The sequence below is a fragment of the Dactylosporangium salmoneum genome, assembly GCF_039532525.1.
GTDB classification, from domain to species: domain Bacteria; phylum Actinomycetota; class Actinomycetes; order Mycobacteriales; family Micromonosporaceae; genus Dactylosporangium; species Dactylosporangium salmoneum.
Window position 1 is genome coordinate 58,214 of the sequence record NZ_BAAARV010000061.1, and the last position, 11,866, is coordinate 70,079.

The 11,866-nt window shown below is 69.6% G+C and carries 12 protein-coding genes; 5 read left to right on the forward strand and 7 right to left on the reverse strand.

The window, feature by feature from the left end:
• Nucleotides 1-704 precede the first annotated feature (704 nt).
• The gene (locus tag ABD352_RS31600; protein WP_344616165.1) at nucleotides 705-2,195 is read left to right on the forward strand and encodes a sugar transferase; all 1,491 of its coding nucleotides are present in this window, start codon (nucleotides 705-707) and stop codon (nucleotides 2,193-2,195) included.
• 61 nt (nucleotides 2,196-2,256) lie between these two features.
• Here the strand turns inward: ABD352_RS31600 and ABD352_RS31605 are convergent, their stop codons facing one another.
• Complete coding sequence (locus tag ABD352_RS31605) at nucleotides 2,257-3,333, reverse strand: hypothetical protein (RefSeq protein WP_344616166.1); 1,077 nt, start codon at nucleotides 3,331-3,333, stop codon at nucleotides 2,257-2,259.
• A gap of 168 nt (nucleotides 3,334-3,501) precedes the next feature.
• On the reverse strand, nucleotides 3,502-4,455 hold the full coding sequence (locus ABD352_RS31610) for a TIGR03621 family F420-dependent LLM class oxidoreductase (RefSeq protein ID WP_344616167.1): 954 nt from the start codon (nucleotides 4,453-4,455) through the stop codon (nucleotides 3,502-3,504).
• A 418-nt stretch (nucleotides 4,456-4,873) separates the two neighbouring features.
• On the opposite strand from ABD352_RS31610, the gene ABD352_RS31615 reads away from it, so the two are divergent.
• Nucleotides 4,874-5,935, forward strand: a complete 1,062-nt coding sequence (locus tag ABD352_RS31615) for a hypothetical protein (RefSeq protein ID WP_344616168.1) — start codon at nucleotides 4,874-4,876, stop codon at nucleotides 5,933-5,935.
• Nucleotides 5,932-7,404, forward strand: coding sequence for an oligosaccharide flippase family protein (locus ABD352_RS31620; RefSeq protein WP_344616169.1), 1,473 nt, complete (start codon nucleotides 5,932-5,934; stop codon nucleotides 7,402-7,404). Before ABD352_RS31615 ends, ABD352_RS31620 begins: the two co-directional genes overlap by 4 nt.
• A 329-nt stretch (nucleotides 7,405-7,733) precedes the next feature.
• Here the strand turns inward: ABD352_RS31620 and ABD352_RS31625 are convergent, their stop codons facing one another.
• The 5 genes from ABD352_RS31625 to ABD352_RS31645 form a co-directional block, all read right to left on the reverse strand.
• Complete coding sequence (locus ABD352_RS31625) at nucleotides 7,734-7,907, reverse strand: AfsR/SARP family transcriptional regulator (protein ID WP_344616170.1); 174 nt, start codon at nucleotides 7,905-7,907, stop codon at nucleotides 7,734-7,736.
• A gap of 101 nt (nucleotides 7,908-8,008) precedes the next feature.
• Entirely contained in the window at nucleotides 8,009-8,779 is a 771-nt protein-coding gene (locus tag ABD352_RS31630) for a maleylpyruvate isomerase family mycothiol-dependent enzyme (protein WP_344616171.1), read from the reverse strand.
• A gap of 68 nt (nucleotides 8,780-8,847) precedes the next feature.
• Nucleotides 8,848-9,348: a DUF456 domain-containing protein gene (locus ABD352_RS31635; RefSeq protein WP_344616172.1), complete on the reverse strand. Its 501-nt coding sequence runs from the start codon at nucleotides 9,346-9,348 to the stop codon at nucleotides 8,848-8,850.
• Between the two features lie 35 nt (nucleotides 9,349-9,383).
• Nucleotides 9,384-10,367: an alpha/beta fold hydrolase gene (locus ABD352_RS31640; protein ID WP_344616173.1), complete on the reverse strand. Its 984-nt coding sequence runs from the start codon at nucleotides 10,365-10,367 to the stop codon at nucleotides 9,384-9,386.
• 55 nt (nucleotides 10,368-10,422) lie between these two features.
• Nucleotides 10,423-10,827 carry a DUF7144 family membrane protein gene (locus ABD352_RS31645; RefSeq protein ID WP_344616174.1) on the reverse strand — a complete coding sequence of 135 codons (405 nt, stop codon included), beginning with the start codon at nucleotides 10,825-10,827 and terminating at the stop codon, nucleotides 10,423-10,425.
• A gap of 123 nt (nucleotides 10,828-10,950) precedes the next feature.
• Here ABD352_RS31645 and ABD352_RS31650 point away from each other — a divergent pair, with 123 nt between their 5' ends.
• Nucleotides 10,951-11,307, forward strand: a complete 357-nt coding sequence (locus tag ABD352_RS31650) for a DoxX family protein (protein ID WP_344616175.1) — start codon at nucleotides 10,951-10,953, stop codon at nucleotides 11,305-11,307.
• Nucleotides 11,308-11,323: 16 nt separating this feature from the next.
• The gene (locus ABD352_RS31655) at nucleotides 11,324-11,857 is read left to right on the forward strand and encodes a MarR family winged helix-turn-helix transcriptional regulator (RefSeq protein WP_344616176.1); all 534 of its coding nucleotides are present in this window, start codon (nucleotides 11,324-11,326) and stop codon (nucleotides 11,855-11,857) included.
• Nucleotides 11,858-11,866 lie beyond the last annotated feature (9 nt).

Genomic DNA, 11,866 nt, shown 5'->3' on the forward strand with positions numbered 1-11,866 from the left:
GGCAACAAGTCCTCCGACGGGCCGGGTGATATTCCGACCAACGAGCCGTCCCAGCTGCGAAAACGTCGATTTCGGACAAGAACTTCGCTCGGGTGCGACTGCCGCCACGTGGCCGGGCGCTGCTATCCTCCCAACGGCGGCACGAAGCCCGGCCAGCAAATTGTGCTCCTGCATTTCGAACGTCCCTTGTCCCAATGCCCGCCCAGCCGAATCGGCGGGCGCCTGGTAAACAAGGTGGAAGGCGAAGCGCCATTGCTGTCGGGGGCGGCGGCTTGACGGTGCCGCCCGACTTAAGGCGATGCGGTGCGTAACGGTCATTGGACGGACGGTGATCATCATGACCCTCGGGTCGATCAAGCGTTCCGCCTGGCCGGACGGGGCGCAGGGCATCGCGGGACGTCGCTGTTGGAACCTTAAGCCCGGCATAGAACTCAATTAAGGCGACACAGCGTGAGCTCGGGATTCAGGCGTGGCGTCTTGTCCTTTTTTCCCTTATTTGACGGCGATTCCGGCAAAGGTGCAGCACCCCCGGTGTCAATAGCACCTTCAGCCAGGTCGGGAATGCGGCACGACGGTACCGGCTATGCGGCATCCTCGGTACCTTACCGCCGGGGTTCGACCGCGTACCGGCCGTGGCCGGGGTCGGCGCCACCCGCATTTCACCTTCGATAAGTGGTTCTGAGCAGGCACGTAAGGGGGTTGGGATGGTTCTGGCGGATTCGGCCACGGTCGAGACCGCGGTGATGGCGGCGTTCCCAGGAGTCCAGCGTCGCAAGCTCAGGTCAACCGGACGGAACCTGCTCGTCGCCTTTCTCGGCGACGTGCTGGCGGTGACCATCGCCATCACAACCGTCGTGCTGTTCATGGCCGCCGATCTCATGGGCGGGGCGTTCGTGGCCGCTGGGGAGGGCGTGCCACCGGCGTACTCCGTCACCGGCTTCTCGTTGTTCTGGCTGGCGCTGCTCGCGGGCTGCCGGATGTACGACCGCTGGTTCCTGGAGAACCGCACCGGCACCATCTACCGGACCATCCGCGCCGCCGTCATCGCCGTCGCCGTGCTCGCCCCCGTGTGCGTGCTGTTCGACATGCTGTACCTGCTCAAGCCGCTGATCGTGGCCGTGCCGGTGGCCGCGGTGCTCACCGTCGTCGGCCGCTACGCGACGGTGGCCATGCTCAGCACGCTGCAGCGCGAGTACGTCCGCCAGCGCACGCTCGTCGTCGGCCCGGCCGACTCGGTCGTCGGCCTGCTCACCTCGCTCGGGCGGGACCGCTCCTACGGCCTGCGGGTCGCCGGGGCGTGCATCACGGACCTCGACGAGGCTCGCAAGATCACCGCGCATTCCATCCCGGTGTACGGCGACCTCAAGGACGTCGCCGGCACCGCGCTCGGCGCCGGCTGCACCGCGGTGCTGGTCGCGCTGCCGCTGGAGCTGGAGCCCTTCGCGATGCGGCGGCTGGCCTGGGAGCTGTCCGACAACGACATCGAGCTGCTCGTCGCGCCGGCCCTGCCCGAGGTCGCCCCCGAGCGGGTCGCGGTGCTGCCCAGCGGCGGTGGCCCGCTGCTGCACGTGCGGGCGCCCATCCTCACCGGCCCGCAGCGGGCGGTGAAGAACGTGCTCGACCGCCTCCTGGCCACCATCCTGCTGATCCTGGCCGGGCCGTTCATGCTTTTCGTCGCCATCATGATCCGGGCGACCAGCGCGGGCCCGGCGCTCTTCCGCCAGACCCGCACGGGCATCAAGGGCGAGGAGTTCACCTGCTACAAGTTCCGCACCATGATCAAGGACGCGGACAAGGTGCGGGACCAGCTGGCCCACCTCAACCAGAACGCCGACGGCCTGCTGTTCAAGATGAAGCGCGACCCGCGGATCACCAAGGTCGGCGCGATCCTGCGCCGCACCTCGCTCGACGAGCTGCCGCAGCTGCTCAACGTCATCAACGGCACGATGTCGATGGTCGGCCCGCGCCCGCCGCTGCCCTCGGAGGTCGCCGGCTACGACGAGGACGTGCGCCGGCGGCTGCTGGTCAAGCCGGGCATGACCGGCCTGTGGCAGGTCTCGGGCCGCTCCGACCTGTCCTGGCAGGAGTCGGTGCGCCTCGACCTCAACTACGTCGACAACTGGTCGCCGCTGCTCGACCTGCGCATCCTGGCCCGCACGGTCTCCGCGGTCGCCCGCGGCACGGGTGCCTACTGAAATCGGACGCTGATACAGAAATGGGCCCCGCCGCCGGCGGGGCCCATTTCTTTGGTTTGGCTTAATCGTGGCGCTGCGGGGCCGGAATCGGCTGCCCGGTGTCCGCCCAAACATTTCCAGAATTAGTACTGAGTGTGGTTTGCGTGCTCAGCAAAATCGGACAGTTGAAGGACGAGTGACGCCCGAACCGGTTGTTCACCACCACGATGCCGCCCAGCGGCGCGTTCACGTGGTTGAAGTTCAGGGTGCAGCCGCCGCCGTCGAGCCAGTTGTCCTCGACCCGCGCGTTCTTGGCCGAGTCCTGGAAGGCCGCGTTGCCGTCGTGGGTGGTCGACATGTCGATGTTGTTGTGCTTGAGCACCACGTTGCTGTCGCCGAGGAAGCCCTGCACGCCGTCGTTGTGGGTGGGGCCGCCGCCCTGGTTGGGGTCGCTGGCGAACCACGACATGTCGTGGATGTACGAGTCCTGGACCAGCACGTTGCTGCCCGTCTTGATGCCGTCGACGCTGCCGTGCACGTTGGCCCGGTAGATGCTGATGTTGTTGGCGTAGATGCCGTCCAGCGTCGCCGACGGGTTGGAGGGCACGAACTCGGAGTCCTCCACCACGGTGCCGGTGCCCCGGTCGGTGTCCAGCAGGGCGTTGTTGCTGCTGGTCGCCCGTCCCCGGAAGACGCAGTTCACGAAGCGGATGTTCTTGCCGGTGACCTTGACGAAGCCGTGGAAGTCCTTCCCGCTGATCACCTGGCCGTCGGCGGAGAAGGTCTGGTCGCCGTTGACGACGGCGAGCTGCACGCCGGGGCGCACGCCGGTGGTGCTGGCGTCGGGCTTGCCGGTGGTGCGCGGGCCGCCCGTGCTCGTGCCGCCGCCGCCCCCACCTCCCCCGCCGCCGGCGCCGGGCGTGGCCGACTTCGCCGGTGAGGCGCTGGCCGACGGGCTCGCCGAGGCCGAAGGGCTGCCCAGGCCGCTGTCCGCCGACGGTTCCGCCGACGCCGCGGCCGAGGCCGACGCCGGGGCTGGGGCCGAAGGCCCTGTGCTGCCGCCGGCCGAGGGCCGGTCGGGGTCCTTGCAGGCGGCCAGGCCGGCCGCCAGCATTACGCACGTCGCGGCGGCCGTGGCGAACCGTAACGTCTTTCGCATCGCTGCTCCCTGTCCCATTCGCGCTTGGCGCTCGATTGGTGAAGGCCGCGGACCACCATACCCGGGATTTTCGTCACGGGAAGTGGTCACGCGAATGCGCAATGCTGATCTTCGATACCCTTGTTAAATGCGCTTTACCGCCGTCTTAGATTTCGATTAGCCCGAATACTAGGACAGGCGCTTCACGATTTCGGCGACCCCGTGGGCGTCGTTACCCAGGTGGACCTGGGTAATTCCGACCGTCTCGCGCAGCTCCAGAAGCGCGTCGATGCAGCGCTCGACGTCGCCGTGCAGCACCAGCGGCGACTGCTCCACCGCCGCCTCCCCCAGCCAGTCGACCAGGCCGGAGGTGGAGTGGCTCACAGTGCCCGTCGCGCCGTTGACCCGCACGTCGAGCAGGTTCGCCTGCAGCACCACCTCGTCCGGGTCGCGCCGCTCGGCCGCGGCCGCGCGCACGATGGCGGCCTTGTCGCGCAGCCCCTCGGCGCTGAGCTCCCGTGCCATGCGGGCCGGGTCGCTGTACTCGGTCAGCCGCGGCGGGTTGATCCCGACGATGTCGGCCTCGCGCCCGCCCAGTTGCAGCATCCGCCGCCCGCCGCCGCCGACCATGATCGGCGGGTGCGGGGTCTGCACCGGCCGCGGCGCGCCGAGCGCGTCACCGATGCTGAAATGCTCTCCCTCGAAACTGAACCGTTCGCCGGCGAAAAGGCCCTTGAGGACCGCGATCGACTCCTCCAACCGGTTGACCCTGTTCGTGGGCGGGTCGAATGGCACCCCGCACACGGCATAGTCGCGCGGGCGCCACCCTGCGCCGAGCCCCAGAGTCACCCGCCCCTCCGAGATGATGTCGAGGTTGCTGATCGACCGGTGGAGGAAGAACGGGTGGTAGAAGTCGTTGCACAGCACGCTCGTCGAGACCCGGAGCGTCGTCGTGGCCTCCGCCGCGATCGTCATCATCGTGAGCGGATCCATGGACCAGCCGTCGCCGAGATGATCGGCGATCGCAACCGAGTGATATCCGAGGTCCTCGATCTGCCGAACCCGATCCCGCCACTGCTCGATCGGTTGACGCAGACGCGGCATCGACGTGATGAAGTGAAATGGGCGATTTTGCACGGTCACCAGACCCCCCACGAGCTGGTTTGGCCGAGATGCGAACCGCGGTGAACGTAGCCGACGCCAAGTGGGACTGGAAGATGCGTCATAAATTTGTCATATTCTCGGGGAGCGGTTCGGGCGTGCGTAGAGTACGCCCGTCCCGTGTCGGATATCTGTTCGTGATCGACCTGGAGAGTCTAGGCGCGGAATGTCGTTTTTTCCGCGAGTTGCAGATTTCGGGCAGTAAAGCGGAGAAGCCGGCGGCGGGCTTCACCGTAACCCTTCAACTCCAGCGAGTAAGCTGCCGCGAGCCCGGAGCCGAGAGGCAACGCGGGGTGAACGAGAGTTCGGTCCCGCGCAAGGCAATCCGGGTGATGGAGGGTGTGAGATTCGGTAGGGGAGAACCGCGGCACACCGCGGTCACACACGGAGGCGGTCTGACTTGCAAACCCAAACTTCGGTCCGGCAGGAGCCGCTGAACCTACGGGCCGGCGACCTGGTCGAAGTGCTCAGCCAGGAGGAGATTCTCGCCACACTGGATGAGAACGGCGAATACGAAGCTTTGCAATTCATGCCCGAAATGCTGCAGTACTGCGGTCGGCGCTTGCGGGTCTACAAATTGGCACACAAGACCTGCGACACCCTTACCCGCACGGGCCTGCGCAAGATGGACAACGCGGTGCACCTCGAAGGCGTGCGCTGCGACGGCGGCGGCCACGGCGGCTGCCAGGCCGCGTGCATGATCTATTGGAAGACGGCATGGCTGCGCAAGGTCGCGGACGGCGAGCCCGCGGCCGCCCCCTCGGCCGAGGCCCCCGACGACGCCCGCCTGCTGCCGCTGATCACGCTGAACGCGCGCGGCGAGCGATTCGAGGACGGCGCCGAGCGCTACCGGTGCCAGGCCACCGAGCTGCTGCGCTCCGCGCCCGAGGTGCTGCCGCTCAAGCAGCTCGGCCAGTTCGTCACCGACGTGCGCACCGGCAACTTCGGCGCGGCGTGGGCCGCCCGGGCCATCGGCGTGGGCTTCTACAACCGCTTCCAGGGCGTGAGCGCGAAGGTGCTGCCGAAGTGGGCCCGCCACCGCAGCGGCCGGCACTGGGGCTTCCTCAAGGGCCGCGCGGTCGGCAAGACCCCGGACATCCGCAAGGGCCTGCAGGTCGGCGACCTCGTGCGCGTGCTGTCGCGCAAGGAGATCGAGCCGACCCTGGACGCCAACCTGCTCAACCGGGGGATGGGCTTCGACTCCGAAATGGCGAGGCACTGCGGCCGAACGGCCCGTATCGCCCGCCGGGTCGAACACATTGTGGACGAGAACACCGGCCGAATGATCCATATGAAGAGCCCTTGTCTTGTTCTGGAGGGCGTCATCTGCGAGGGTGCACTCAACGCGCTATGCCCCCGCGCGATCACCCCGTACTGGCGCGAAGCCTGGCTCGAGAAGATCGAGGAGGGCGGCAGCGGCGCGGACCAGTCGACGATCCCGGCGCAGAAAGCTGCTGAGTGACCAATACCGAAGAAATCCAGCTGATCCAGACAGAGATCGGCGACAAAGCGGGCCGCGGTCTGAAGTGGAGCCTGGTCGGCACCTTGGCGGCCAAGGTCGGCTCGTTCGCGATGGGCCTTATCCTGGCCCGCCTGCTCAGCCCGGACGACTACGGCACCTTCGGCGTCGCCACGGCGGCGCTCGCGGTGCTCATGCACATCAACGACGTCGGGCTCATCGCCGCCGTCGTGCAGTGGCGGGGCAAGCTCGAAGACATGGCGCCGACGGCGGCCACCCTGGCCGCCGTCTTCGGCGTCGTCGTCTACGGCGGCTTCTGGCTGGCCGCCCCGGCGTACTCCGCGTTCTCGGGCGACGCCGGGGCGACCGGCGTGGTCCGCCTGCTCACCCTGGTCATCGTCATCGACGGCCTGACCGCGGTGCGCAGCGCCAAGCTGATGCGCGAGTTCCAGCAGGACAAGCTCATCATCGCCAATACGATCGGCCTGGTCTTCCAGGCCGGGGTGTCGATCCCGCTGGCCGCCGCGGGCGCGGGCGCCTACAGCTTCGCCTGGGGCCAGGTCGCCAGCGCCGCCGTGACGGGCATCCTGGTCACCATCTACGCACAGGTGCCGCTGCGCGTGGGGCTGGACCGGGAGGTGGCGAAGAAGCTGCTGGTGTACGGCTTCCCGCTCGCCATCAGCCTCGGCATCGAGGCCATCGTCATGAACGTCCAGCTCGCCATCGTCGGCCGGATCAGCGGCCAGGAACTGCTGGGCTTCTACGTGCTCGCCTTCAACACCTCGATGTGGGCCCAGACCATTCTCGGCACCGCCATACGCTACGTATCCGTGGCCGGCTTCTCCCGCCTGTCCGAAACGGACGACCGGGCACTGGCCGAGGGCGTGCACAAGGTTGTCCCGGTCCTCGTGAGCGTGGTCGCCCCGATCGTCGCGCTGATGTCGGTCCTGGCGCACCCCCTGATCTCGCTGCTGTACGGCGGCCGCTGGGAACCGGCCGCGCCGGTGCTGGCCCTCCTCGTCGGCCTGACCTTCGTGCGCATGGTGACCGGCCTGGCCATGGACGCCCTCATGGGTGCCGGCGCCACCCGCTCCACGCTGTGGATCTACCTGGGCTGGTCCATCGCCCTGATCCCCGCCCTGTGGTACGCCACGGAGGCGTACGGCATCAAGGGCGCCGCCATCGCCCAGACCGGCGTCGGCGTGCTCGTGGCCGTCCCGCTGACCGCGATCTTCCTGCAGCGGGCCAACGTGGCGCTGCGCCCGCTCGGCCGGCCGCTGGTCCGGCCGATCCTCTCGACGATCCTGGCCGCCGCGGTGGCCGTCGCCGTCGCCCGGTTCACCGGCCCCTACGCGGTGGTCCAGCTCCTGGCCGGCGGCGCGGCCGGCCTGGCCGTCTACGTACCCCTTGTGGTCCCGCGCGACCAGCTGCGCCGCTTCCCGGCCATGCTGCGCCGCGGCAGCCCGGCCTGACCCGCCGGTGTCGAGGGCCCGGCCTGGGCCCTCGACACCCCGGGCGTCACGCCCGGGGCCCCGAGCTCCTTCAGGCGCCGCTCGCCGTCCTCACGCCCGGGGCCCCGAGCTCCTTCAGGCGCCGCTCGCCGTCCTCCCGCTCGATGGCCCCGAGCCGGGCGAAGACTCGACCGCCACGGCTTGGCGCTCGTCGAGCACTGTCGCATCCTGGCGCACCAGCGGACTGTCGATGCGGTTCAGGGCGTCGCCCCACCACAGCCCCAGCGCCTCGCGAAAGCGGGCCAGGTCCCCGGTCGGCCCGCGCCCGCGCCACCAAGCGGTCGAAGACCTCAGCGTCCAGCGCGCCGGGGGCCGAGCCGGATGCCGTAGCCGGCCGGGTCGCTCGCGATCGCCTCGGCGCCCTGCAGCCGGCGCAGGCGCAGCACGCACGACTGCAGCTGGGTCCTCGCGGTCGGCGGCGGGCCGATGCACCACAGCGCCTCGATCAGGGTGCCGGTGCTCACGACCTGCCCCGGCCCAGCAACAGCATCGCCAGCACGGTGCGGTCCCGGCCCGCGGTGACCGCCGCCGCGGAGGTGAGCCCGGCGGCGCACCCAACGGCGGGTTACGTCCAGCGGATCGTGGCCCGCTCGCGCCACTGGGCGAGGACGGCCTCGTCGCCCTCGACGTGCAGGTCGGCGGTGCCGCGGCGGTTCCACAGGGCGAGGTAGAGCTCGCCGGCCGGCCCGCGCAGGGTGCAGTCGGTCGGGCCGGTGACGCCCCGGGTGATCGCGGCGCCCGTGGGGGCCATGGTGACCGTCCAGGAGTGCGGGCCCTCGGCGCGGGCGCCGTCGGTGACGTGGACCGCGAGGGTGCACGGGGCCTCGCAGCGCAGGCGGCCGCCGCGCGAACCGTAGAAGCCCATGAGCAGCTCGTCGATGCCGTCGATGCCGAGGTCGGCGTCGACGCCGGCGATGTCGCCGATCGCGCCCTGCAGGTCGGCGCGGTGGATCGTGGTCTCGTGGGCCTGGCGGCGGGCCCAGAAGGCGAGCGGGGAGCCGGCCGGCAGGAAGTACCAGCAGGCGAGGTCGGGTGCGGCGGCCCGCAGCACGTCGACCAGGTCGGTGTGGCCGGACTGGAACCAGGCGACGAGGTCGGCGTCGGCCGGCATCGGGCCGACCGCGTCGTCCTCCTCCTCGTCGGACAGCACCGCGGTGCGCCCGTCGCGGACGTAGGTGGCGGCCCAGCGGTGCACGTAGCCGACGTGCTGCACCAGCTCGCGGACCGTCCACTCGGGACACGTCGGGACCGCGGCGTCGAGGCCGGCCTTCTCCGCGGCGTCGACGAGATCCAGGCCGGCCCGCTCCAGGGCGTCGATGTGGCGACCGATCTCCATGCCGGTCACTCTGCCAGAGGGGTACGACAATTTTGGTCGGCAACCGGATCGATGGGTCAAGGCAAGGGTCAGGCGAGCCAGACCCCAGCGAGCCAGATCGCGGCGATGAACAGGGCGGTGCCCAACTCGATGAGGGTGGACACGCCGGCGGCCTTGAGCGCGTGGATGGTGGACTGCCAGGCCCGGCGCCCGTCGCGGCGGCGGGCCAGCTCGACCAGGAACACGCCCAGTACGAAGCCGAGCACCAGGCCCACCACCGGGACGACGAAGAAACCGACGATCCCGCACAGTCCGCCGAGCAGCAGGGTGAGGTTGGAGACCCCGGCGCGCTTGAGGTTGCGGCCGGGGACCAGGTACTTCGCCCCGAACCCCAACGCCAGCACGATGGTCGCCGCGATGCCGACCACCCAGCCGAGCCCGCCGTGGCCGCCGAACACCGCCCAGACGGCGACGCCGGCCCAGCACAGCAGCAGGCCCGGCAGCATCGGGATGAGCACGCCCAGCACGCCGGCCACCACGGCGACCGCGGCGACCAGCGAGACCAGGCCGCTGCTGTCGGTCGGATTCACATCGACCACTGTGCCCCATCGCGGGGGCGGGCGCATCAGGAGCCGGTTACCTCCCCCAGCACGGCGGCGAAGTCCTCCGGACGCTCGACGTGCGGGCTGTGGCCGACGCCCTCGTAGACCACCTCGCGATAGGTGCCGCCCTGCTCGGCGTACCGCTGCAGCACCGCCCTGGTCTGTCCGACCATCGGCTGGGGCGGGCAGGCATCCTCGCCCGGCCAGCCCGGGACCAGGCCGAGCTTGCCCAGCTGGGCCAGGTCGAACAGCGAGGCGTCGGAGACGATCGCGTCCTGGTCGCCGCGGATCCACACGATCGGCGGCTTGACCGGCAGCTCCGTGATGCCAGACAGGTTGAACCAGCGCGGGGCGATGGTGTTGAGCACGCCGCGGGTGCCGGGGGCGGTGCCGGGCCAGTTCTCGCTCGCGGTGCCGTCGCCCGGGTACTGCCCTTCGGCCACGACCGTGGACAGCATCGTGTCGAGCAGGAGCTCCTCGTCGTCGCCGAAGTCGAAGCCCGGGGCGGCGTAGAAGGCCCGCATGACGTTGCGCGGGCTGGCCTCCGCCTCGGTGCCGCGGTCCTTGGCGGCGAGCAGCCGCACGAAGTCGGGGTTGACCGAGCCGCCGCCGGAGCCGGCGAAGTCGGGGGCGTTCGGCGTGCCGTCCAGGTCGCGGGTGCCGCCGAAGCCGTAGGGCGAGACCGGCGACTCCAGCACGAGCGCCTTGACCTTCTCGGGGTGGTCGAGCAGCAGCTGCATCGCGACGCCGCCGCCCAGGGAGTGCCCGACGACCACCACCGGGCCCGACTGCTCGTACAGCTCGGACAGGACCGGGACGATGTCGTCGGCGAAGTCGCGCACGCCGCGCGTGGCGTCGATGGCGAGGGTGGGGCCGTCGCCGTACCCGCGCAGGTCCGGCGCGACCACGCGCCAGTCGGACGGAAGATGACGCAGCAAAGGGGCCCAGAAGCCCGACGAGGAACAGTTGCCGTGGATGAGCAGAACCGGTGAAGTCGTGACGTGCATCACCGCATGGTGGCACTGAGCGTGGGCCGGTCACATGTGGCCGGCCCACACACCTCTAGTGCAACACCGCCTCGTCGCGCCCATAGCGGGTGAGTGCCCAGATGACCGCCACATCGGCCGCGATGATCAGCATCGACCACAGCGGGTAGTAGGGCAGGAACACGAAGTTGGCCACCGCGCTCAGCGATGCCAGTACGATCCCGAGCACCCTCCCCCACATCTGCCCGGCCAGCACTGCACCCCCGCCGACCGCCACGACCACACCGAGGGCGAGGTGGATCCACCCCCAGGTGACGACGCCGAAGCCGAAGAGGTAGTTGTCGGTCAGGACGTAGAAGGTCCGCTCAAAGATCGCGGTCAGGCCGACCACGGCCTGGAAGATGCCGATGACGATCATCATGCTGCCGCCGAAGACGGCGAAACCGGTGACCCATCGGGACTGCCGCGGCAACGTCTCCATGGGCTCACGGTCGGCGGGTCCGGGGTGAACGCCCCTCACCCGGACGTCGGGAAAGTAGAAGCTTGACGCTTCAAGTACATGGCCCTACATTCGCTTGAACCGTCAAGTAAGAGAGGCACATCCATGAACATCGTGCTCTGGGTCCTGCAGATCGTCCTCGGCGCCGCCTTCCTCATGGCCGGCGTCATGAAGACGACCCAGCCCAAGGAGAAGCTCGCGGGCAACATGACCTGGGTCAACCGCCGCTCGGCGGGGACGGTGAAGTTCATCGGCGCGATGGAGCTGCTCGGCGGCCTCGGGCTGATCCTGCCGTGGGCCACGGACATCGCCCCGATCCTGACCCCGCTGGCCGCCGTCGGCCTGGCCGTCATCATGGTGCTGGCCATCGCCGACCACGTGCGGGCCAAGGAGTACAACGTGATCCTGATCAACGTTATCCTCGGCGCGATCGCCGTGATCATCGCGGTCGGCCGCTTCTGAAGGCACCATGGATCACATGACCGACGAGCCACGATGGCTGGACGACACCGAGGGCCGCGCCTGGATGTCGCTGCTGGCCGTCGTGCTCGTGGGGTTCCCGCAGCTGGAGCGCACCTTCCGCCCGCACGGCCTGGTCCACGTCGAGTACGGGCTGCTGGCCGCGCTCGGCAACGCCTGCGAGGGGCTGCGCCTGTCCGACCTGGCCGGCCAGATGAACATGTCCCCGAGCCGGCTCAGCCACCGGATGCGCAAGCTGGTCGACCTCGGCTACGTCGAGATCACCGGCGACGCCTGCGACGGCCGGGTGAGCATCGCCCGGGTCACTGAGGCCGGCCGGGAGTTCGTCGACCGGATCGCCCCGGCCCACGTGGCCGACGTCCGCCGGCTGATCTTCGACCACCTCGACCCGGCCCAGACGGCGGCCCTGGCCGACGCGCTCGGCACGGTCGCGAAAAATCTCGGCGAGTCCTGCCCTGGCTCGCCGGCCGCGCCGAAGGGACCATCGGTGCCCGGCACACGGCCCATGGGAATGCACGCGCGACAGGAATAGAGTGACCGC